The sequence below is a fragment of the Streptomyces zinciresistens K42 genome, assembly GCF_000225525.1.
Lineage (GTDB): Bacteria > Actinomycetota > Actinomycetes > Streptomycetales > Streptomycetaceae > Streptomyces > Streptomyces zinciresistens.
Window position 1 is genome coordinate 21,836 of record NZ_AGBF01000044.1, and the last position, 21,650, is coordinate 43,485.

Genomic DNA, 21,650 nt, shown 5'->3' on the forward strand with positions numbered 1-21,650 from the left:
CGGGGAGCTACCGGCGCGGCGCGGTACCGGGCGACGGGGGAGAGGGCGGCGGGCCTGCGGTAGTCCCCTGCGGGAGGCCGGTCGAGGTCTCAGGGGCCGGGTCGTAGGCGAACCGCAGCCTGTTCACGCCGGCTTCGTCGGCAAGGGCCAGGACCGACAGGGCCCGGCTGGCCGCTGTCATCAGCAGGTTCGAGGGTGACCCCTTGGCCGCGCCGCGGTTCTCCTGTTTCCACCGGGCAGCCGCGACGAGGTAGTCGCTCAGGGCGCGCAGTGCGGGTTCGGCGGCATCCAGGAAGTGGTCGGTAACCGAGTCCATCTCCGCCGGGGTCTGGGCCGCGGCGAGAGCGTTCAGGTACGGGGTGAGGTCGGGTGCCTGCCAGGAGTGGTCGGGCAGCGGGTGCGCGGTGCGGAAGCGCGCTGCGTCGCGTCGTGCCCACCGCTTCAGGTCGCCGCGGGTGGCGAGGTTGTAACGGGCCGCATGGATCTGATCGGCGTCACGGCCGACGTTGTCGTAGAGGTCGAAGTCTGGGTCACGCGAGGGGATGAGGTAGTCCTTCGAGCGGTCGTTGGTGTCGGGGAAGTCTTCGAGTCCGGGCCTGCTGGACGTGGAAGCCGGCTGCGTCGAGGAAGGCGAGGGCAGATGGCGCTCCTCGACGGGGGCGAGCCGTATGCGTCTCGGTCACCGACGAGTACGGCGAGCAGCTGCTGACGGCGTGGGCCTGGCACGCGGGCTGGGGGTGGTGGTGGGCTCGTCCGCTGTCACCTGGCGGTAGGCAGCGAGGGCTTCTCTGAGACGGTCGGCTGCATCAGCCCGACGTGCGGCGAGGATGTCGATCTGCGTGGCGGAGTACTGCAGCACGCCCGGGGAGTTGATCGGCGTCGTGCCGGCTACGGCGCGCGTCAGGCTGGTGGCCGCCTGCTGGGCGGCATCGGTGAACTGACGGTGGATGTCGTCCAGGTGACGTGCGGCTCTGGTCACGAGGAAGGCCATCACCAGCTCGGTGCCCTCGTGACGGAACCTGAGCTCCGACGGCGTCATGCCAAGGACTTGGTGCACCATCTCGGAACCGGGTACAGCGGGGGGCTGGGTGTCGGAGGTTTCCATCAGGGTCTCTCACCTGCACAGTTGAAGGTGGTTGCCACGGGAGGCGGCAGTGGAAGGCCGGCCGGTGTGCGGAAATCCAGGTCTGGCTTCATGCTGTGCTGAAGTCGTAGCCGAGGTCGTCGAACGATTCCTGTTGGTAGCCGAAGACGGACTCTTCGAGCATGGAGAGCCGCTCGCAGTGGGGGTTCTCCCGGTAGGCGTCGCTTCGGCTGCCGACGTAGTCCTGCTTGTGTGCTTCTGCCGTAGCCGTTCGAACGAAGTTGCGCGAGGAGATACGTCCCCACTCAGTCATGTCGGTGGCGGTGCTGTCTTTCATCCACACCCAGATGCCGTTGCCGAGCTTCATGATGCTTTTGGGGTGATACAGGCCGTCGGTGGTGCGGTGACGGCGAGGACTGTGGCGTTCCCCGAGGTCTCGCATCATGGCCTGGCCAGCCTTCTTGATCACCAGGCCGAGCAGTTCCTTGCGCGGTGCGAGCCGCTCGCAGAGCGCTTCGAGAAGCTCGTCCTGGTAAATGCGGCCGGTGTCGGTGGTGACCTGCTGGGCGGCCTCCAGTGCGATCTTCCGCAGGACGGGGTCGGAGGTGAATTTCACGGAAGGTCACGCTCCTCCCACACCGAAGCCATCTCGGCCACGGCCGTGGCCGCATGCGCGATGACCTCTCGGGTCACGGCCCGGCCGGGCGGAGCGAACTCGGGGTCGTACAGGGCGAAGGTGCGGCTGCCCCGGACCTGAGCGAGTGAGGGCAGGACCTCGCACAGCAGTTGCGTGGCGACGCGGCGCTGGCGTATGTCCTCATCTATCCGGGCCCTTCGCTCCGCCCAGGCACCCTGGAGGGTCAGCTCACCGTCGGCGACGCGGGAGGCGAGGGCGGGGTCCTCGTCCCGGAGCCGCGCGAGCTGCGCTTCTGCCGAGTCAGCCTGCGCCTTCTTTTCCCGAGCCGTTTGGTATGCCTCGTCGATGCCCACGGCGCCGGCGATCACGGAGTCGACGAGATCGGGGGTGTAGCGCAGGACGACGTTCGCCTGGCCGATGCGTCCCAGGGAGACCCCGGCCTGTTCAGAGACTGAACGGGCGGACCGTTCAGTCTCTGAACGGAGGTCGTGTTCAGAGACTGAACACGCCTTGGCTGCGATCATCGCTGCTTGGCCCTTCGACAGGCTGCGGCGGCGGAGGTTGACCGACAGGGTGTAGGCACTCGGGTTGTCGCCGCTGTAGGTGACGTACTCGGGTTCGACCTCGGCGAGTTCGCAGGCCCGGAGCCTGTTTCTGCCGTCGAGGATCCGGCCGGTGGAGTCCAGGACGATGGGCTGGAGCTGACCCAGGTCGCGGATGTCGTCGGCGAGGGCGTGGAGTTCGTCCTCGTCGAGCATGGGGAACAGGGCGGTGGTCGGATGGGCTTCTATGGTGATTCCTTGCGGGGTTGTCGTCGGAATTCGTGAACTCGGCGCTCTTTAATCTCTATGCGTTGAAGTTCCGGTTCCGATTCCCAGGGTTGGATCGGCCGTGTTCCCAAGTGGTTGGGGGTTCTTCGCGTGCAGGCAAAGGTGTGATGAATCGTCAGCGTGGGTGACGGTTCGTCGGTATGGTCGACGTATGGTCCGTCAGGGTGAACGACCGGGCGCATGAAGCTCGTCGCGCTGCGAGGCGGCGTTACCGACGAGGTGTTGCGGACTGCTCAGGATGTCGAGGACTTCGAGCAGGAGATCGTCGACGAGTACGTGCTGGCGATGGCCGCTGGTGGGCTGAGTGACGGGCATATCCGCACCACCCGGGCGACGGTGATCGAGTTTGCCCGGTCGCTGACTGGGCCGCTGTGGGAGGCGACGTTCGCGGAGGCGGACAGGTTCCTGGCGGAGCAGCGGCGGATGGGGCATGCCGTGAGCACTCGCGCGGGCAAGGCCGGAGCGCTGGCGCGGTTCTATGAGTTCGTGATCGCGCGCTATCAGGCGCCGATCCATCGGGCGACAGGCGTGATCGTCGAACAGCCGATCGATGAGTTCAATCGGCAGTCCGGCGCGTCGCTGGGAAAGGTTCGGGTGCCGCCCGCCGACGTGGAGGTCGACGAACTGTTCAACGGCTGGCGGCAGTCGATACCCGAGGCCCGCAAGTACCTTCCCGCTGCCAGGGATTACTTCGCCGCCTCGCTGTGGCGCCGCCTCGGGCTGCGGATGAATGAGACGGTCATGCTCGACATCCGTGACTGGCGCCCTGACCTGGGCGGGCTGGGCAAGTTTCACGTGCGGTTCGGGAAGGGCTCGCGCGGGCGCGGCTTCAAGGCGCGCCTGGTTCCGGCGATCAACGGCGCTGATCAGCTCGTCGACTGGTGGCTGGCCGAGGTCCGTCACCAGTTCGGTGACGACTGGGCTGATCCCGATGCGCCGATGCTCCCCTCGGAACGGTTCGACGCGGAGCTGGGACGGTGCGGGCGGGTGAGCGATTTCTCGCTGCGGCGGGGCCTGATGATCCAGACCGGGCGGTTCCTGCCGTCGTGGTCGGGTCGGCTGACGCCTCATGTGCTGCGGCATTACTGTGCTTCCTCGTTGTATGGGGCTGGGATGGACTTGAAAGCGATCCAGGAGCTGCTGGGGCATCAGTGGCTCTCCACGACGTCCGGCTATATCCACGTACGCAGCGAGCACGTGGAGCTGGCCTGGCGCAGCGCCAACCGGCGGACCGAGACCCGCTTTGCGGAGGAGAGGTGAGCAGCCCGTGCAGTGGAATCTGAGGATGCGAGCTGCCGAGCGCGGTATCTGGAAATCCGCGCAGATGCGCCGGATGCTCGCCGATGCCGGCTTGGAGATCAGCGCCGGGAAAATGTCGTCCTGGTGGGCCGGGAGCCCGCCGACGATCCGGCTGAGCGAGCTCGACGTGCTCTGCGCTGTCCTGCACTGCGCCCCCTCGGACCTGATGACCCCGGAGCCGGACAAGGTGGCCGCGGGGCGCCCGAGCAAGGCCGAAGCCGTCAACGACGACGGGCCACCGCCCCCGGTCGCGCCCCGGTTCGGCAAGCCCCGCTCGACGCCGCCGCTATGAGTCCCGCGCCGGGCGAGAACGCGCCGTTACGGTCGCCGCCGAAGTGCACCGGCTGCCAGGTCAATCCGGCCGCGTGGACCAAGCCCCGCGTGGACTTCTGTTACGACTGCCTGCCGGGTGGCCCCTTCACCCCGCCACCGTGCTCGAAGTGCGCGACGGGGAACAACTATTTCAGCCAGGGCATGTGCCGACGGTGCCACCCGCGCAGCCCGCACAAGCCGGGATCTTGCAAGGGCTGTCTGGCGTGGGGCGTGTATCCGCCCCACAACTGGATGTGCTGGTCCTGCCGTTGGTGGCAGTCCCATTACCCGCAGAGCGTGTGCGACTACTGCCGCCGGGAAAGTCCGGTCGGGGAGCAGGGCGCGTGCCGGCTCTGCCTGGAACAGGCCCGGATGCTGCAGGAGCCCGGGCGAGCCCTCGACCTGGCCGAAGCGAACGCGCACGGCCAGCAGTTGTACTTCGCCAACATGCACTTCCAGCGACGCCGGACGCGCCGGCTCGAACCCGGACCGCGCAAACGGCCTCCGAAGCCCAGGAAAACGCCAGGTGGATGGGGCAGGCCCGGCCCCGCGCCGAGCACGCTCACGGTCAGTCCATGGTTCCAGACCGTGCTCATCGACATGCCGCCCGACGCGGAAGTCCTCCGTCGGCGAGCGCTGGCCGAGGACAGCGAGCTGACCCGATACTGCGCCGCGATCGTCCGTGAGCATGCCGAGCGGTTCGGGTGGAGCAAGCGACAACGCAACGACGTGATCCGCTCGCTGCGGCTGCTGCAGACGCTCCGCGACACCCCGGCGGCGAAGATCCGCGCCAGCGACGTACTTCAACTTCCGCGCTACGACGGCAACATCGTCTCCACCATCGATGTCCTCGCTGCCGCAGACCTGCTCATCGATGACCGGCCGCGACCGATCGAGACCTACTTCACCAACAAGACCTCCGACCTGCCGCCCGTGATGCGTCAGCAGCTCGAAGTCTGGCTGACGATCATGATCGACGGCGCCACCACGGCACCCCGACAACGAGCCCGCGACCCGCTCACCGTGCGCGTCCACGTCCGAGCCATCGCCCCGGCGATCACCGCCTGGGCCGAGGCCGGACACCAGTCGCTGGCCGAGATCACCGCAGCGCAGGTACGCGCCGCCCTGCCGGAGAACGGATCCCAGCGTGCCCTCATGGAACGGGGGCTGAGGTCCCTGTTCAAGAACCTCAAGGCACGCAAACTCATCTTCGCGAACCCCATGCGCGGCATGAAGGGCACCGCACTCAACCCGACCGTGCCGCTGCCGATGGACACCGCCCTCGTCCGGCAGGAGTTGAACTCGGCCAACCCCGCCGTCGCTCTGGCCGTTGCTCTCGTCGCCTTCCATGCCCTGACCGCGAAGGAGGTCTCCGAGCTGCTGCTGACCGACACCGTTGACGGCAAACTCCGCCTGAACGGGCGCAGCATCCCGCTCGCCCAGCCGGTACGCGACCGCCTCGCCCGATGGCTCGACCACCGTTCCCGTACCTGGCCGAACTCGCGCAACCCGCATCTGCTCATCCACCAGAAATCCGCACCCCGACTGCTCGCGGCCAGCAGACGCTATCCCTGGAAGCAATGCGCCATTCGTCCGCAAGCGCTGCGTGAGGACCGCATCCTCGCCGAGGTCCATGCCACCGGCGGCGATGCCCGCCGCATCAGCGACCTGTTCGGGCTCGGCATCGAGAGCACCAACCGTTACCTGGACACCCTCGAGCACGCTGATCTCGCTGCCGCGCGTGAGGATGTTCCGGGAACTTCGCCCCCTGGGTAGCCTGCCGACGCCATGAGTACTGAAGTTCCTGCGAAAAGCGTCAATATTCACTCGAACTTCCCGTCTTTTCAGTGCATGCGGGCGTCGGTATCGAAGAGAGCCAGTTCGTGGCTGTGGAGGAGGTGCTGCACGATGAAGCTGCGCCCCGCGACCTTCCAGAGCCCTCTGCCGCGGTTGAGGTGGGCGATGGCGTCCATCTCGACGGAGGTCAGGCCGAGGAGGGTGGCGGCGGCGTGGAGCTGGTCGGTTTCCTGGCGGTAGATGATCCGGGTGGAGCAGTCGGCGAGGAGGCCCTCGGCGAGGGCGCGTCCCTGTGATCCGGCGTCGCCAGCGGTGAGCAGGTCGGACAACCGGTGGATCACCATCAGGTTCGCGATGCCCAGGCCGCGGGAGAGCTTCCACTGGGCCTGCATGCGCTGGAGCAGGCCGACGTGGCGCATCAGGCGCCAGGCTTCGTCGTAGACGATCCAGCGTCGGCCGCCGTCGGGGTCGGAGAGGGCGGATTCCATCCAGGCGGAGGCGCAGGTCATCGCCAGGACCAGCGCGGTGTCGTCGCCGGAGCCGCCGAGGCGGGAGAGGTCGATGGAGAGCATCGGCGCGTTCGGGTCGAAGTCGACGGTGGAGGGCGCGTCGAACATGCCCGCCAGGTCGCCGAAGACGAGGCGGCGCATGGCGTGGGCGAGGTCGCGGGCGGCCTCGCCGAGCCGTCCCGACATCATCCCGGCGGCCTCGTCGAGCGCGGCGGGGTTGTTGAGGGCGCTGGCGATGTCACCGAGGAGCGGGGTGCGGCCAGTGGCGTCGGCATGGGTGACGACGGCGTCGAGGGCGACGTCAAGCCCGGTGTGCTCCATGGGCAGTAGGTCCCGGCCCAGGACGGTGCGGGCCAGGGAACCGAGCAGGAGCAGTCGCCGCTTGCGGATCTCGCCGGCCCAGTCTGCTTCGGAGACGCTCGCCGGGCGCGGGGCTGCGTCCAGGGGGTTCAGTCGTCCGGGCAGGCCGGGACCCAGGGCGACGGACCGGCCGCCGAGGGCCTGAGCCACCGGTGTCCATTCGCCCTTGGGGTCGCAGGGGACGTAGACGCGGTAGCCGAAGGCGATCGAGCGCAGCGCGAAGGACTTGGCCAGCGCGCTCTTGCCCTGGCCGATGACGCCGGCGAGCAGCAGGTTGGGGTTGGTGAAGCCCTCGACCTTGCCGTACAGGGCGAACGGGTCGAAGACGAAGCTCGCTTCGGCGTGGACGTCGCGGCCGATGTAGATGCCCTCGGCGCCGAGGCCGCCTTCGGCGAGGAAGGGGTACGCGCCGGCGGCCACCGCCGTGGTCATGCGGTGGGCGGGCAGCTTGAGTCGGTTCCCACGGGCGGAGGCGGGGCCGGGGCGTCCGCCGGCCGGGTGGAGCGGGGTGGGCATCTCGTGCTCGGGGCTCGTGGCCTGGGCGGAGTGGGTGCCGGTTTCGGCGCGGGCCTTGGCCGTGGCTTCGGCGAGCTGGCGGCGGGCGGCCTTGCGGCTGGCGCGGTCAGTGCCGTGCGGGGTGAACAGCGGGGAGGCGGAGGCGCGGCGGACGGGCCGGTGGCTCATCGGGGGCCCTCGATTCTGCGGGTGGTGCTCATCGCACGCAGGTGGTGGTGTGCGGGCGGAGGTCGCTGGGGGTGGTCTTGCGGCGGACGACGTGTCCGGCGGCGAGGTGGCGCTGGCAGATCGTCAGCACCGGCGGGCCTTCGGGCAGCCGGTCGGGGCGGCAGGTGCTCTGTTTGGCGTCCGCTGCAGTGCCGGTGGGCAGCAGGTGGAAGGCGTTGTGGACGTCGCTGGTGGCCTGCCAGAGGTGGGTGTGCGCGGTGGTCAGGTGTCGGCCAGCGGCCGGGTGGGGCGGGCGGGTGTTCTCGGCGAGGCGGTCCAGCAGATGGAGCAGGGCGGTGAGGTGGCCGTGGAGTGCGTCCAGGTGCTGCCGGTCGGCCGGCCGAGGCGGTATGGCGTCCGGCGGGCCGAGGGCGCGGGTGTGGTGTCGGACTCCGGCGCTGGCGGCGCGCAGGTAGGGGTGCGCGTCCTCCGGAGGTGCGGGGGAGGTCAAAGGTGGTGGTCCTTCCTGCCAGGCAGCAGGGGCGGCGACGGGTGCTCGTGTCGCGGATGAGCGAAGGGCTGTGGGCAGGGGCGCCGGCCGGTGAACAGGGGGCGAGTTCACAGGGTGGTGCGGGCCAGGGGCAGTGCGCTGAGGGTGAAGGCGTCGGGTTGCTGGTAGTTGAGCCGTCGCAGGTCGACGCCGGAGGTGACGGCGTGGGTTTCGATCTGTGCGCAGGCGGCGTCCAGGAGGGCGTCGGTGTCGGCGGTGACGGTGACCAGGCCGGTCAGGGCGACGTCCGCGTGCCCGGCGATGAGCTGGCGCTCACGCTGCTTGACGTCGGCGTACTCGACGGAGTCTTCCTCGCTGTCGACCTGGCCGCGGCGGGAGCGTTCGTTGGCGTCGGCGATGATCGCGGCCTTCCGCCGCTGGACGTCGCGCAGCGCGGACTCCAGGGCCTGCGGAACGTAGATCAAGGAGAGGCTGCGGCGCACGCCGGCGGTGAACATGATCCCGTGCAGGAATCCGGCGCCCATCTCGGTGCGGGGCCAGTTCTCCACCCAGTACGTGGCGTGGCGGGCGCTGTCGGTGGCCAGGCGGTCGTACTCCTCGACCTGGACGACGGGGCCTGCGGCTGCGGGGTCGGCCTCGGCGCGGCCGGTCTCGGACCACTGCTGGAGGGCGGCGAGGGCGGCCGGGTCGTAGGCGGTGCGGATGACGGCGGCGATCTCCCTCGCGGTCAGCCACCCGGTGACCTGGAGGCCGGCGTTGCGGGCGGCCTGGGCGATGGAGGCGGTGGTCTGCTCCATGACGGTGAACGCCCCCGGCAGCCCGCCGCCGGCCTGGCTGATCAGGCGCCGGGCGGCCTTGAGGTCCAGGGAGATGGCGAGGTAGGTCTCGTGCGGTGCGGCGGCGGGTCCGGCGGAGGCGACCAGCTCGGAGTAGATCTGCCCGGCGACTGGGGTCTGGGGCTGGCCGTGGTGGGTCCAGTGGCGGGTGAGGGTGTCGCCGCTGTCGGGGACGGTGCGTTCCAGAACCTGCACGGTGGCGATCTGCCCGGTGCGGGCGACGCCCGCCAGCGCGCGGCCCCAGCTCAAGACGTTGTGGTTCTGCGTAGCGGGGTCCAAGAGGGCGAAGGCGCGGGAGCTGACGCGGGCGATGGCGGTCAGGGTCTGCTGGTGCGGGTCGTGGACGGCCGCGGCGCCGTTGGCGGAGTCGCCGGGGGTGACCACCTTCAGGGAGGCGGTGGTGCCGGGCAGGTGCAGGATGCCGTCCTGCCGGGGCCGGGTGACGGGCCGGGCGAGCCAGAGGGTCTGGCCGGTGCGGCGGCGGTGCGCGTAGCGGGTGACGATCGGCGCCCAGTCGATGAGGGATCGTCCGTGCCGACGGATGGCGACGAGTGCGCCGGACGCCGCCCACAGAGGGGCCAGGGCGACGGCGCCGAGCAGCCCGGTGGAGATCATGGTCAGCAGCAGCACAGCCAGCGTGGCGGACACGAGCAGAAGTTGGGGCAGGGAGAGGCCGAGGAGGATGCCGCGGCGGGAACGGTGCGGGAACTTCACCGTGACCGGGGCGACGGACAGATCAGTCATGAAGTGGGTCCTGGAGGCGCGGGTGGAATCCGGGGGCGGCAGGTGCGGGGCACGTCCCGCCCCCGGTGTTCGGGCAAGGGGTCAGAGGCCGGCCGGAGGCGGCGGTGTGCTCGACCCGCTGGACGGGGCGTTCTGCGATCCGGAGGACGGGGGCGCGCCCTGGGGCGGCGGGGTGGTGGTCGGCGGCGTGGACTGCCACCCACCTCCCTGTCCGGAGGCGGCGTACGTCCCGGCTCCACCCGGCCCGGGGCTGCCGCCCACCTGGCCGCTGGTGTCGTCGGACACGCTGATCGGCGCGGGCTGGACGGCCTTCTCCAGTCCGGACTTGAGAGCGTCGCCACCGGGTGAGGCACCTGTTCCGCCGCCCTGCGGGCCTTCCTTGCCTACGTCGCCTCCGCCGGTCGGATTGGCCGCGATGTCACCGGGAAAGCCTCCGCCGGCGTCGGGACCCTGCGGAGCGGCGCCCGCTCCGGCGGCTGCGCCACCGGTACCTGCGGTGGCTGCGGCTGCGGCGGCCTTGCGGGCGGCCTTCTCGGCGTGGGCCTTGGCGATCTGGGCTCCGGCGCCGCCGGCACGGTGGATGGACTCGCCATCGGTGCCGTCTGCCGCCCAGTGCACGAACTTGAACACGGCGTACGGGCACAGCAGCACCAGAACCATGATCACGATGCCGGACATGACGTCCGCCAGGGCGGCGGTGCCGTCCTTGGCCTCGGTCTTGCCCATGGCGGCGATACCGAGGACGAAGATCACGGTCATCAGGAGCTTGGAGACGACGAGGGTGGCGGTGGCTTCGATCCAGCCCTTGCGCCAGCGCCGGGCGGCCTCCCAGCCGCCGCCGGCGGAGGCGAAGACGGCGAGGGTGACCATGACGAGGATGCCGACCTTGCGGACCATCATCACGCACCAGTAGAGGAACGCGCCGATGGCGGCGCCGAGTCCGGCGACTACGGGCACGAGCCAGCCCAGGCCGGAGAGCGCGCCGATCTGGTTGACCTTGACGATGCGGCGTACGGCCGTCTCGATATTCAGGTTGGCGGCCTTGAACAGGCCGTCGCTGATGGCGTCGACGACTTCGATGGCGACGGTGGTCAGGGAGATGGCGCAGAAGGCGAACAGGACGCCTGACATGGTGCCGGTGAAGGCTTGGGTGAGGGCTTGGCTGTCGCGTCGGATGGCGGCCCGGACCAGCTGTGCGGAGAAGGTGGCGACCAGCAGGATCAGGCCCAGGGGCAGCAGCATCTCGTAGTTGTCGACGAACCACGAGGCGTTCAGGTCAACCTTGGTGGTGGTGTTGACCGCCTCGGCGGCGAGATCGGCTGCTGCGGCGGCCAGTTCGCCGGCGGACTTCGCCATCCAGTCGCCGATGGCCTTGCCGGGGTCGGTGGCGAAGTCGACCGCGTTGCCGACGGCGCACAGCTTGTCCGCCAGGGGGAAGTCACAGAAACCCACGGGGTTGCTTCTCCTTTCGTGTGGTTAGGCGCGGGTCACTGCGTGACGTTCGGGGCGACGGCGGCCAGGGCGCAGTCCTGATTCGGGCGGCACTGCACGGCCAGGGTCAGGGCCCGTTCCTCGGCTCCGCCGCCGCCCTTCTTCCAGGCGATCTCTTGCCTGCCGTTGACGGTGACGACGTAGATGTACGCCTCGGTGATCGCGGACGGATCGTCGGCGAGGGCCTGCTTGAACGCGGAGGGGTAGTGGCCCTCGGTGACGTGGGCGGTGGCGTGCTGGTCCTGGTCGGCCATCCGTGACCAGAGAACCGGGTCGGGGACCTGCCCGGAGACCGAGGTCCAGTCGGCGTACTTGGTCTCGGTGGTCATCCAGGTGTGCATGCCGGCGAGCTGCTGGTCGCGGCTGGTGTCGCGGGTGTCGTAGGACCACAGCATCTGGGCTGCTGCCTTGGCGTAGGCGACCGGTTCGGAGATCTGCGGCGGCTTGGGCACCGATCCTGACCCGGAGGAGGGCTCGGTCGCGGACGGGCTGCTGGTCGGAGCGGGGGCGGTGGTCGCCGGAGCCTGGTGGTCCTCCCCGCTGTCGGTCACTACGGCGACGACGCCGGCGAGGGCCAGCAGCGCGGCGACGACCACAGCGACGACGGCGATGCGCAGGTTCGCTGACCAGCCCGCACTGTAGGAGGAGAGGGAGGGGAGTCGGTTCTTCATCACTGGATCTGCGATCCGAGGTTGGAGAAGAAGGCGACCAGGCCGTTGGCGGCGCCCAGGCCCAGGGCGGCGCCCGCGGAAACCATGGCGCCCTTCTTGCCGTTGGCCTCGGCCTGGTGGCCGCCGGTGTGGTGGCCCCAGGCCCACACACCGAGGGAGACGGCCAAGGCGCCGACGACGGCCACGATGCCGAAGAGGTTGATCGAGCTAACGACGGTCTTCAGCACACTCAGGCCGGGAAGACCGCCGCCCTTGGGCGTGATTCCGGGGTCGTAGGCGAGCTGTATGACGCGGTCGGCGAGCGAGACATGCATAGGGGTGAGGAGGCTCCTTGCGTACGAGGGCCGAGCGAGGGCCGGTGAAAGGGGAAGCGGAGAGGCGCGGAACGGGGCCGCGAGGTGGCCTCGCCCGATCGGAGCGGGCTGTAGGTTCCGATTTGATCTGTCGTCCGGTGCTGGACTGACCTGCGGTTTCGTCCAGTCGATCTGTCGAATTCCTTCGGACGGCCGACCTGTGCGTTCGTCCTTGCGGCTGACAGTTCGATGACAGATGGGGCGGACAATGACAAAACGGATCGGACCCTACACCGGGGCGCGCGGCGTCAGAGGACGCGGCGGACGGTCAAAATGGCCCAGTCCTTGATCGGCGTGATCCGGACCGGTTTCGAGGTGCGCGGCGCCTCAATGACGAGGCCCTCGCCCATGTAGAGACCGACGTGCTCGGGCCGGGCCGCGGTGCCGCGGTCGAAGATCAGGTCACCCGGCTTGAGGTTCTTCGCCGAGACGGCCTTGCCCTCGTTGACCTGCGTGTACGTGGTGCGGGTGAGGCGGACGTCGGCGTGTGCGTACGCCTGCTGCATCAGCGAGCTGCAGTCGCAGCGGCCCATCGGGTCGGGGCCGCGGGCGTCGGTGCAGGAGCCGCCCCACTGGTAGAGCGTGCCGAGCTGGCGCATGGCCCACTCGATCGCCTTGCGGGCCTTCGGATCGGCATCCTTGGGGATCTTGTACCCCTTTGGGACGCTGCCCTCGGGGATCCGCCCGAAGGACGTGCCGTCCTTGTCCGGCGCACATCCGCCGGAGGCGGCCTCGGCGTCCTTGTCCTTGGCGGACTCGTCCTTTCCGGCGTTCGGGAACGTGGCGGCAATGGCCTTCTGCAGCGCGGTGGCCAGGTCCTCCCACTGTGCGTACGCGTCCGGGAAGCCGGACTTCTGTACGGCTTGGGCGGCCTGGGTGACGGTCATCTGCTGCCAGCCGCTCACCTTGAGCAGACCCTTGTAGAACTGCTCGGAGGCATAGACGGGGTCGCGGATCTGCTGGGCGCTGCCCCAGCCCTGGGAGGGGCGCTGCTGGAAGAGGCCGAGTGAGTCGCGGTCGCCGTAGTTCAGGTTCCGCAGACGGCTCTCCTGCATCGCCGTGGCGAGCGCGATGATCTGCCCCGTCTTCGGGACGTCGAGGGAGAGGCCGGCAGCGACGATGGTCTGGGCGTGGGGGACCTGCTCGGTGGGCAGGTCCAGGCCCTCGATGCGCACGTCCTCACCGGAGGCGCCGTCCAGGAGCTTGGAGACCTGGTCGGCGATCTCGCTGGAATCCAGGTCCGTCAGGCAGTTGCTGAGGGTGCCGTTGCTTTGCACAGCGTCGGCGGAGGAGGCCAGCATCATGCCGGTGCCGGCCAGGAGGATCGGGGAGAGGAAGATGACGCCGATGACGGCGGAGAGGGCCTTCAACCCGAGCGGACCGCTCGCCGGCCAGCGATGTCGGGCAGGGGTGGGTAACGAGAGGTCATGCAGGTGTCCTTCGGTGGTGTCCGGCACACCGCGTACGCAGGGCGTGGTGGAAGGGCGCGGCGGGCCGGGGGGATCGGAGGCAGGGCCGGCGGGGCGAGCTGCCGCTCGCTTCGCGTGGCCCGGGTGGTGAGCTAGGTGGGGCGGTAGTAGCCAACGGCGGTGTGCGCCGGGCGGTTCAAAAACAGTAGGTGCGGATCGGCGGTTGACCAAAAAGTCAGCGCGGGGTGCCGGAATCCGACCCCTCAACGGGCACTTCTTGGTCGTCGGCTAATTCGGCCCTACAGTTGTTGGACTCCCCTCGCCCTCCTCGGTCCGTGGCCCTGGGCTTCTGCATGCCCGTACTCGGCCAGCGAGGACTCCTGTGCGAGGCGGCTGTCTCTTTCCGTGACTCCGCACCCGAATTGGGGTTCCTCTTTGCCTTTTTCTCTCCACCAGGGCGACGCTCTGGCTGTCCTCACCGGCCTGCCGGACGGCTGCGTCGACTCCGTCATCACCGACCCGCCGTACAACTCCGGCGGGCGCACCGCGAAGGAACGCACGACGCGCTCCGCCAAGCAGAAGTACACCTCCGCCGATGCGAAGAATGAACTTCCCGATTTCACCGGCGAGAACATGGATCAGCGCAGCTACAACTTCTGGCTGACGCAGATCATGACCGAAGCCCACCGCCTGACCAAGACCGGCGGGACGAGTCTGCTGTTCACCGACTGGCGCCAGCTGCCGACCACGACGGACGCGATCCAGGCCGCCGGATGGCTGTGGCGTGGGGTGCTGGCCTGGCACAAGCCCGCCGCACGGCCGCAGAAGGGCCGCTTCACGCAGAACTGCGAGTTCATCGTCTGGGCCTCCAAGGGGCCGATCGACGGCTCACGCAACCCGGTCTACCTGCCGGGCCTGTACTCGGCATCGCAGCCCTCCGGTGCGAAGCGGCAGCACATCACGCAGAAGCCGGTGGAGGTGATGCGTGAGCTGGTCAAGATCAGCCCCGAGGGAGGCACCGTCCTCGACTTCTGTGCCGGCTCCGGATCCACCGGCGTGGCCGCCCTGCTGGAGGGCCGCGATTTCATCGGCGTCGAGAAGACCGAGCACTATGCGTCGATCGCTGCCGACCGGCTTACCGAGACGATCCGCGCCACCCTCACCCAGGACGACATGGTCCTCACCGGATAGGCGGCTGCGGCGTACCCGATTCCGGAGACGGCGCACGCCGTCGAATGCCGAACGGCCGTTGATGTGACCGGTACTTCGCCATCCGCGTGTACGCCGCTGCTTTCGCCCACCATCACTTTCGCGTCTCGTAGGAGGCCGTACTCTTTCATGCCCGAATCCGTAGAACCCGCAGCAGGCGGGGAATTGGAGCCGATCCGCGTCCCGGACCCTCATCTTGAGGGGATCGAGGCGAGCGTGCGGCGGCTCATGGAGCAGTCGGCGCAGCAGGCCCAGCAGCTGGACCATCTCGCCTCCGCTCCACCGCGGAGTGAATCCCCGTTCGCGGCGTTCGGTATGCCGGGCTTCGGTGGGCTGGCTCCCGCCGCTCCGCCGGAGCCCCGGCCGATCCTGGAGCTGGACGGGGAGGAACGCGAAGACGAACTCGACGCCCTCAGCGACTGGGTGGACGACTTCTTCCTTCCCGTCTACGGAGCGGAGGTCACCACCGCGGCCCCCTGGTGCCTGCAGTGGCAGGAGCACGACGACGTCGTGGCCTGGCTCCACGCCCTCTGGCTCGCCTATCAGCAGCACAAGGACCCCGAATCGGGGCTGAGCGGCCTGTTCGTGTGGCACCGGGACTTCCTCACCCACGCGGTCGCTGCCATCCGCGCGCCGGGTGGGCCGCTGTCGGCGTGCATGACCTCGCCCGAGCGGCCTGCGCACCGCCTGCTGCCCGGCCCGCCGCCGTCCATACGCACCGAGGCGGCGTCCGCCGCCGAAGCCGTCGGCACCACCGAGCCGGACGAGCCGACGTCATGAGCGGGGGAGCAGGAGAGCCCGCCTTCGGCCTGAGCTTCGACCCTCGCGCGCTGACAGACCTCCTCCAGGCCCCCAGCCACATCCGCGACATCACCCTCGCCTACCTCCAGGAGGTCGTGAACGCGCAACGCTTCGGGCTGCGCCTGGACGGCGACCTGGAGGGATACCGGAAGCTGTTCGTCGACGCTCGCAAGGACTGGCGCGTCGTCTACGGAGTCCGCCAGGCACCCGCGGACTCCGTGCACCACAAGGAGATCCACGTCGTGGCCCTCCGGCCCAGGGCAGGCAACGACGTCTACGACGAGGTCGGCCGCCGGCTGGGGATGACCCGCCGGCCGGTAAGCGCCCGTACCCACGCGGCACGCTCCCGCTCCCCCCAGTTGACCACCCGCGGGCCCGTACCCCGACCCGGCCCGACCCCCGGCCCGCTGCCGGGTCTGCCTCGGCCGGCCCACTCGCCCGCCTCCCGGCACACCCGCTGACCCCGCGTGAAAGGCCCTCTTGTCGTCCAGCGAACCGGCGCCCGACCGAGCGTCCACCCCTGAATCCGTCGCCTTCGATGTGGATCACCTCGACGCCGACGAGGACGTCCTCCTCGATTTCTACCAGCAGGTCGGCGACGCCGACATGCTGGTGCCGCTCGCCGAACACCACACGGCGAACGGCGTGCACAGCTACTTCGTCCTCTTCGACCGAACCGCCACCTTCGACCATCCCGGCACCGCGGCCTACCGTGCCGTGCACCTTCGACGGGACCTGGAGCAGCGCACGTTCGCCTTCGAGCAGGCCGTCCTGCCGCTGCCGGCCCTGGCGCAGTCCTGGCTCATCCACCGCGGCTGCCGCCCCGATGCCATCACCCTCAACCCCGATCTCGGCCCCCCTGCGGCCGACGAGACGCCCCGGTCGCTGGAGCGGCGCCTGGCCAGCGACGGCGACCACTACGCGATGGGTTACTCCTACACCCGCGACGATCCCGAGGACATGGTCACCATCGTCGTGCTGCGGGCCCTGGACGAGCACGCGCCCAGCCCCTTTCGTGTAGTGGTCGAAGAGGTCGACAGCAACGCATGGACCTACACGCTGCGCGAGGGCGGATTCTCCTCTGTCGGTGAAGCCCTGCAATGGGGCGAAGACCGCCTCGCTGGAAATGCCGGTCCGCTGCCGCCCGTCCGTCGGTCAACCGCGCCCGCACGTCCGTCTGCTGTACCGAAGGCTCCGCCTGTACGCGCACCCGGACGTCTCTTCTGACGTCGGCAACTGGCAACGGTGGGCGCAACATAGCCGACGATCGCCGGTTAGCCAAACCGGCGATTCTCCGGATTCTTGATGCAGCCGCCGGGACAACCGGCAGCGCCCTTTCGCGCAATCCCGTTTGCCTCATGGAGGTTCCTTCCGCATGCGCTCCACCCGAATCGCCATGTCGGCGGCTCTGCTCGGCACGCTGGCCCTGCCGGCGCTTTCCGCCATCAGCGCGAGTGCGGCGGCCGTACCCACGGCGGCGACCGCCGCCCCCGCGGTCAGCTGCCAGATCCTGCCGCCGCTGCCGTACGAGGTGCACACCAGCGCTGTGACCATCCGGTCCAAGGCCAGCGCCTCGTCCACCGCCCTGGGCGTGCTCTACAAGAGCCACAAGTTCAGCGTTTCCAAGAAGAGCGGCAACTGGCTCTACATCACAGACAAGACCACCGGCGTCAAGGGCTGGGTCTCCGGCACGTACGTCTACCGCGACGTCCGAATGTGCCTCGACTGACAGGCTCATCGGTTCCCGTACACCCAAGACGTCGAGGCCCGTCACCTCCTCGCCCGGTCCCACGCCCGTCCTCTCCCGAATAGGAGCTTCCCTTGCCCGAGCACATATCCGATGACGCTGAAGATGTCGTGGGCGTGCTCACCGAACGGATCGAAGCGCGTTTCGGCATGGATCTGGACCAGCTGAAAGCCGCAGTCGCCGCCGCGCCGACCGCCAATCCGGACGCAACCGATGTCGTCAAATGGCACGGTCTTCTCGTCGAGGCCCAGTCGGTGCTCGACCGAACGGAGGACGACCTCCTCGCCGCGCTCCAGACCCAGCCCAGCGAGGTCGACGACCCGACGATGGACCTTGCCCATCGGGTGAACGCTGCCGTCACGACTCGCGACGGCCGGGCCATGGTCGTGAAGTGGTTCCTCGATCCCGATGCACCGGGGAGGAAGGATCTGGCCGCCGAACGGCTGGCCCGCCTACGCCCCCGAACAGGGCCGGCGGTGCAGACCAGCGCTCCTCACCAACCCGGTGGAGTGCCCGCTCCCGCCTCGACGGTGCGAGCGGGAAGGCCGGCCCGATGAGCCCGACCAAGGCCAGCACCATGGACATCGACCTCCAGCAGGTCTTCGGGAGCCCGGTTCCCGAACTGCACGAGGCCGCTGTCGCGCGCGACGCCTCTCCCGCCCTCACCCGCGCCCTGGAGCTGCGCTCCTTTCTCGCGCTGACCGAAGAACAGGTGGCTCGTGTCCGCGACCGCGTGCACGCGGACATGAACTCCGAGCGCGATATGGGCGAGTTGTCGGCGGACAAGCTCCGCTTCGACGCCCAGTGGCTGGAAGCTGCGCTGGACGCCCGCGACGGCTACCGCGCCGCCCTCGGCGAACTGCTACGCACCATGCCCCCGCCCGGCCAGCTGGCCCGGCCCGTGCGCATGACACAGCCCCGGGCCACCGTCACCCTGCCCACCCCGGCCGCGCCCGCACCACCGCGTGCCGGGGCGGCCCGGGGCCCCCGACCCGGAAAGCCTGCTTGACCCACCTCACGTCCGCCGAGATCGCCGGACGGATCGAGGACCTGTACGGCGCCCCGCTCACCGACCTCCGCGCCCACGCCCAAGACCAGCCGCCCGGCATGCTCTGCGCCCTTCTCGGCATGCATGAGCACCTCGCTGGTGCCGAACGCAGCATCGTCTTCCACCGCGAGCACCTCACCCGGCTTCTCCATCCCGAGCGGCCAATCGACCGGCACGAGGTCTCCCACCTCCTGGATGGTGCGCGCCGGCTCGCCGAAGCCGTTGCCGTCCGCGACGTCCAGGCCACGTCGGTGACTGCCGTCCTGCGCAGCCTCGCCCCCATCCCAGCCCCGGCGCCGCCTCCGCCGCCTGCTGCGGCCCCTGCAACCGCTCCGCCCTGTGCCACGCCGAGCGCGGCACACAGCCGCTGACCCGGCGGCGCATTCCCTTACTGACCCAGGAGTTCTTGTCTTGGCCATCACCGCCCTGCCCCCTGACACCGCGACCGACATCGCCCGGGTCACCGAAGCCCTCGGCATGATCACCCCGCGGTGGAACGTGCGGATCCTGCTGGCACTCTCCGCTCGCCCCATGAGGTACAGCGATCTGGCCGCCAAGGTGTCCTGGCTCCACGACGGGCAGCTCCACCCCAAGGTGAAGGCCCTGTGCGACGCCGGCTTGGTGGAGCGCACCGAGCACAGCGCGCGACACGTGACTTACGGGAACACCGAGCGCGGCAGCGCCCTGCTGCCGGTCCTGCCGGTGATCGTCACCTGGGCCGAGGAGCACCTGGAGAAGGCGGATCACCCGCTGATGGCGATCGAACACATAGAGGACAGCCTCACACTCCTCACCCGACGCCACGCCGCCGCCATCCTGTGGGTGCTCAAGACCTACCAGGAGGTCAGCGGGCGCACCCTGGCCCGGCTCGTGATGCCCAACAGCGACTGGACCAACATCTACCCACCGCTGCGGCAGCTCGTTGACGACGCCCTGGTCAACACCGAGGGCAAGGGCCGGCCCTACCGGTTGTCCGCGTCCGGCAACGGGCTGGGCCCCGTCTTCAGCGCCCTGTCCGCGTGGGCCGCCGGACAGCCCCTCCACGAGGCGGCGTCCCACCCGGTCTGGGGTTCCCCGCACGCCGGACCGGCATCCAAGCCATGGGTCAGCAGCCTGTCCCGGACAGCCCCCGGAACGCCCCTCCCGACGCGGGCACCGGAGGTGGCTCCGGCCACCTGGCAGAGCCGCGAACTCTTCTCCCACTCCACGACCACCGGCCCGGAGACGGCCCTGCCGGCAGGGGGGCCGCGCCGATGACCGCCTCCTTCACCACAGCTGAGATACGCACCGCGGTCGAGGTACTGGCATCGCGCCCCTTGATCCGCCTGATCACCGAGATCGACGACAACGGAGCGATACCGCCCAGGCGACTGGCCGCCACCCTCCCCGACCTCTCCACCCATCACCTGCGGATCGCAACCGAGACGGCCCGCAACCACGGTCTCGTCCGCACCGCGCCGGGCGCCGGCCTCGAACTCACCCACCGCGGCCAGGAGCTGGCCGACGTCTACGACGCGGCAGCGCGCTGGTCCCGCCGCCACTCCTCACCGGCGGAGGTCTACGAGTTCACCCACCGCGTCCGTCACGTCCTGGGACTGCTGGCACTCCAGACCTCCAGCGAGAGCGCACAGGATTCGGCACGCCCCTCCGCCGCGAGCTGGGCCAGCACCGAGCCCGAGGCCGACCCGGCCCACGTTCTGGACCTCCTGCTCCAGTGGCTGGCCGAGAACCCGCAGCTCACCTGCTCGTCCCCGTACGAGCCGGTCGCGTGAGCCACGTCACAGACTCCCGGGACCTACGCCCCGCCGATTCGCTGCTGCGCACCATCTACCTGCCGCGCACGGCCGACGCCCTCGCTTTCGCGATGTGCACCTACGGCATCCCGCTCCTCGTTCTGGCCACCACGAACTCCGCCGCGCTGACGGGGGCCGCGTTCGCCCTGGAGTGGATGCCGCGGCTGGCGGCCTTCGGATGGGCAGGATCGATCGTCGACAGGCGAGGGGCGGCCATCGTGTTCCACCTTGCCTCCCTGGGGCGCGCGGTGGCCCTCGCCGCAGGCGCGACCCTGTTGTGGCTGCACCCCTCGGGGGCCGTGGCGAGCGTCACCGTGATGGCGCTGGCGGCGACAACCGGCGTGCTCACCGAGTTCAGTTACATCGCAGCCGAGACCGCTGGCGCTGCCGCGGGACGCCGGGCGGGATCTCTAGCCCACCGAGTCCAAGCGGTACTTATCGGCATCGACCAGACAGCCACCCTGGCCGGTCCGGCCCTCGCCGGGGTGCTCCTGCTGGCCGGACCGCCCCCCATGCTCGCGGTGATCACCGCGCTCTCGCTGCTCGCCGCGCTGCTTGCCCTGCGCACCCCACCCTCGCTCACGGCCTCGGATCACCGCCGCAAGGGGCGGCCGGGCGCCGGGCTCCTCACAGGGTGGCGGACCATCCGCTCGCTGCCGGCGCTCGGCTGGCTGGTCACCGGTCTGACCGTGTCAAACCTGGCCATCGGCATTCTGCAGGCAGCCGGTCCGGTGATCGTCGTCAAGCACTTCGGCCAGTCCACCACCGCCGTCGGCTTGGTGTGGTCCGCCGCCGCAGCGGCCACGCTCCTGGCCGTCACCATCTGCCGGTTCGCGCTGGACCGCCTGGGTCTGTGGCCCGTCGGCGCCGTCTGCGCCGTCCTCGCCTCGTTGGCCTGCCTCGCCGCGGCCCAAGCCCCCGACTACCTGTCCTACCTGGTGCTGGTCGCGATCCTCATGGCCGCCGACGGCGGCCTGGCGGTCGTCCTGCGCACCCTGCGGTCCCACCTCATCCCCCCGGAGAAGTTCGGCAGCACGCTGTCCGCAACCATCCTCATCCTCCTCCTGCCCTTCCCCGTCGCCGGCCTGCTCACCGCCCTCACACCCCCCGACGCTCTGGGTCACGTCATCACCGTCTGTGCCGTCCTTCAGGCCCTCGGCCTGCTCTGCGCCTTCGTCCGCCTGCGCCGCGACCCCGCCCTTCGCCCCTGACCCTGCTGCGCCCCAGTCCGTGGAGAACGTCATGCCTATCGCCGTCCGAGGGTCGCACCGCACGACCGGGCACACCATCACCGAGCAGTTCCACGCCTTCGATGCGCGCAACCCGCATGTCTACTACACGCTCGAACGCATGGCCGCTCTCCGTCTGGCGGCCGGTGCCACCCGCATCGGCATGAAAGACCTCTTCGAGGATCTCCGCCGCGAACTCCCGCACGGCGTTGCCGGACTGAACAACAACTTCACCGCGCTGTACGCCCGGAAGCTGATCGACGGCCATCCCCGTTGGGCTGGTGCGTTCGAGCTGCGTCGCCGCCGTGCTGCCTGAG

26 protein-coding genes are annotated in these 21,650 nt (G+C 69.7%); 15 read left to right on the forward strand and 11 right to left on the reverse strand.

Annotated features, from left to right (window positions below; genetic code table 11):
* Positions 1–7: 7 nt before the first annotated feature.
* From SZN_RS41940 to SZN_RS15645, 4 genes are all read right to left on the reverse strand, one after another.
* Complete coding sequence (locus SZN_RS41940; RefSeq protein WP_007496033.1) at positions 8–316, reverse strand: hypothetical protein; 309 nt, start codon at positions 314–316, stop codon at positions 8–10.
* A 363-nt stretch (positions 317–679) separates the two neighbouring features.
* On the reverse strand, positions 680–1,039 hold the full coding sequence (locus SZN_RS15635; protein ID WP_244313364.1) for a hypothetical protein: 360 nt from the start codon (positions 1,037–1,039) through the stop codon (positions 680–682).
* A 154-nt stretch (positions 1,040–1,193) separates the two neighbouring features.
* On the reverse strand, positions 1,194–1,700 hold the full coding sequence (locus tag SZN_RS15640) for a hypothetical protein (RefSeq protein ID WP_007496037.1): 507 nt from the start codon (positions 1,698–1,700) through the stop codon (positions 1,194–1,196).
* Positions 1,697–2,479 (reverse strand): ParB/RepB/Spo0J family partition protein, encoded by a 783-nt coding sequence (locus SZN_RS15645; protein WP_007496039.1) that lies wholly within the window; start codon positions 2,477–2,479, stop codon positions 1,697–1,699. The genes SZN_RS15640 and SZN_RS15645 overlap by 4 nt, the downstream gene beginning before the upstream one ends.
* A gap of 252 nt (positions 2,480–2,731) precedes the next feature.
* Between SZN_RS15645 and SZN_RS15650 the strand changes: the two genes are divergently transcribed.
* From SZN_RS15650 to SZN_RS15660, 3 genes are all read left to right on the forward strand, one after another.
* Positions 2,732–3,811 carry a tyrosine-type recombinase/integrase gene (locus SZN_RS15650; protein ID WP_007496041.1) on the forward strand — a complete coding sequence of 360 codons (1,080 nt, stop codon included), beginning with the start codon at positions 2,732–2,734 and terminating at the stop codon, positions 3,809–3,811.
* Between the two features lie 7 nt (positions 3,812–3,818).
* Positions 3,819–4,142 (forward strand): helix-turn-helix domain-containing protein, encoded by a 324-nt coding sequence (locus SZN_RS15655; protein WP_007496042.1) that lies wholly within the window; start codon positions 3,819–3,821, stop codon positions 4,140–4,142.
* Between the two features lie 317 nt (positions 4,143–4,459).
* Positions 4,460–5,938: a site-specific integrase gene (locus SZN_RS15660; RefSeq protein ID WP_244313365.1), complete on the forward strand. Its 1,479-nt coding sequence runs from the start codon at positions 4,460–4,462 to the stop codon at positions 5,936–5,938.
* A 68-nt stretch (positions 5,939–6,006) separates the two neighbouring features.
* On the opposite strand, the gene SZN_RS15665 is transcribed toward SZN_RS15660, so the two are convergent.
* The 7 genes from SZN_RS15665 to SZN_RS15695 all read right to left on the reverse strand — a co-directional run bounded on the left by SZN_RS15665 (position 6,007) and on the right by SZN_RS15695 (position 13,467).
* Positions 6,007–7,512: a VirB4 family type IV secretion system protein gene (locus SZN_RS15665; protein ID WP_007496044.1), complete on the reverse strand. Its 1,506-nt coding sequence runs from the start codon at positions 7,510–7,512 to the stop codon at positions 6,007–6,009.
* 28 nt (positions 7,513–7,540) lie between these two features.
* Positions 7,541–8,002, reverse strand: a complete 462-nt coding sequence (locus tag SZN_RS15670) for a DUF6238 family protein (RefSeq protein WP_007496045.1) — start codon at positions 8,000–8,002, stop codon at positions 7,541–7,543.
* A 107-nt stretch (positions 8,003–8,109) separates the two neighbouring features.
* Positions 8,110–9,582: an SCO6880 family protein gene (locus tag SZN_RS15675; protein WP_007496046.1), complete on the reverse strand. Its 1,473-nt coding sequence runs from the start codon at positions 9,580–9,582 to the stop codon at positions 8,110–8,112.
* A gap of 81 nt (positions 9,583–9,663) precedes the next feature.
* Positions 9,664–11,034, reverse strand: coding sequence for an SCO6881 family protein (locus SZN_RS15680; protein WP_007496048.1), 1,371 nt, complete (start codon positions 11,032–11,034; stop codon positions 9,664–9,666).
* A gap of 35 nt (positions 11,035–11,069) precedes the next feature.
* The gene (locus tag SZN_RS15685) at positions 11,070–11,744 is read right to left on the reverse strand and encodes a hypothetical protein (protein WP_007496051.1); all 675 of its coding nucleotides are present in this window, start codon (positions 11,742–11,744) and stop codon (positions 11,070–11,072) included.
* Positions 11,744–12,058 carry a DUF6112 family protein gene (locus tag SZN_RS15690; protein ID WP_007496053.1) on the reverse strand — a complete coding sequence of 105 codons (315 nt, stop codon included), beginning with the start codon at positions 12,056–12,058 and terminating at the stop codon, positions 11,744–11,746. Before SZN_RS15690 ends, SZN_RS15685 begins: the two co-directional genes overlap by 1 nt.
* A 287-nt stretch (positions 12,059–12,345) precedes the next feature.
* Positions 12,346–13,467: a C40 family peptidase gene (locus tag SZN_RS15695; RefSeq protein WP_007496055.1), complete on the reverse strand. Its 1,122-nt coding sequence runs from the start codon at positions 13,465–13,467 to the stop codon at positions 12,346–12,348.
* A gap of 474 nt (positions 13,468–13,941) precedes the next feature.
* On the opposite strand from SZN_RS15695, the gene SZN_RS15700 reads away from it, so the two are divergent.
* The 12 genes from SZN_RS15700 (at position 13,942) to SZN_RS15755 (ending at position 21,649) form a co-directional block, all read left to right on the forward strand.
* On the forward strand, positions 13,942–14,697 hold the full coding sequence (locus SZN_RS15700) for a DNA-methyltransferase (RefSeq protein WP_007496057.1): 756 nt from the start codon (positions 13,942–13,944) through the stop codon (positions 14,695–14,697).
* Between the two features lie 246 nt (positions 14,698–14,943).
* On the forward strand, positions 14,944–15,495 hold the full coding sequence (locus SZN_RS15705) for a DUF4913 domain-containing protein (RefSeq protein ID WP_043730925.1): 552 nt from the start codon (positions 14,944–14,946) through the stop codon (positions 15,493–15,495).
* Positions 15,492–15,977 carry a hypothetical protein gene (locus tag SZN_RS15710; RefSeq protein ID WP_007496061.1) on the forward strand — a complete coding sequence of 162 codons (486 nt, stop codon included), beginning with the start codon at positions 15,492–15,494 and terminating at the stop codon, positions 15,975–15,977. Before SZN_RS15705 ends, SZN_RS15710 begins: the two co-directional genes overlap by 4 nt.
* 19 nt (positions 15,978–15,996) lie before the next feature.
* The gene (locus SZN_RS15715) at positions 15,997–16,743 is read left to right on the forward strand and encodes a hypothetical protein (RefSeq protein WP_007496063.1); all 747 of its coding nucleotides are present in this window, start codon (positions 15,997–15,999) and stop codon (positions 16,741–16,743) included.
* Between the two features lie 148 nt (positions 16,744–16,891).
* Positions 16,892–17,245, forward strand: coding sequence for an SH3 domain-containing protein (locus tag SZN_RS15720; protein ID WP_007496065.1), 354 nt, complete (start codon positions 16,892–16,894; stop codon positions 17,243–17,245).
* Between the two features lie 92 nt (positions 17,246–17,337).
* Positions 17,338–17,820: a hypothetical protein gene (locus SZN_RS38675; protein ID WP_078508634.1), complete on the forward strand. Its 483-nt coding sequence runs from the start codon at positions 17,338–17,340 to the stop codon at positions 17,818–17,820.
* Positions 17,817–18,272, forward strand: a complete 456-nt coding sequence (locus SZN_RS15730; protein ID WP_007496067.1) for a hypothetical protein — start codon at positions 17,817–17,819, stop codon at positions 18,270–18,272. Before SZN_RS38675 ends, SZN_RS15730 begins: the two co-directional genes overlap by 4 nt.
* Complete coding sequence (locus SZN_RS15735) at positions 18,269–18,682, forward strand: hypothetical protein (RefSeq protein ID WP_007496069.1); 414 nt, start codon at positions 18,269–18,271, stop codon at positions 18,680–18,682. The genes SZN_RS15730 and SZN_RS15735 overlap by 4 nt, the downstream gene beginning before the upstream one ends.
* Before the next feature lie 40 nt (positions 18,683–18,722).
* On the forward strand, positions 18,723–19,568 hold the full coding sequence (locus SZN_RS15740; protein ID WP_007496071.1) for a winged helix-turn-helix transcriptional regulator: 846 nt from the start codon (positions 18,723–18,725) through the stop codon (positions 19,566–19,568).
* A complete protein-coding gene (locus SZN_RS15745; protein WP_007496073.1) occupies positions 19,565–20,083 on the forward strand; it encodes a hypothetical protein in 519 nt (172 codons plus the stop codon). Before SZN_RS15740 ends, SZN_RS15745 begins: the two co-directional genes overlap by 4 nt.
* Positions 20,080–21,315, forward strand: a complete 1,236-nt coding sequence (locus SZN_RS15750) for an MFS transporter (protein WP_007496075.1) — start codon at positions 20,080–20,082, stop codon at positions 21,313–21,315. The genes SZN_RS15745 and SZN_RS15750 overlap by 4 nt, the downstream gene beginning before the upstream one ends.
* Positions 21,316–21,346: 31 nt before the next feature.
* Positions 21,347–21,649 (forward strand): hypothetical protein, encoded by a 303-nt coding sequence (locus SZN_RS15755; RefSeq protein ID WP_007496077.1) that lies wholly within the window; start codon positions 21,347–21,349, stop codon positions 21,647–21,649.
* Position 21,650: the final 1 nt, after the last annotated feature.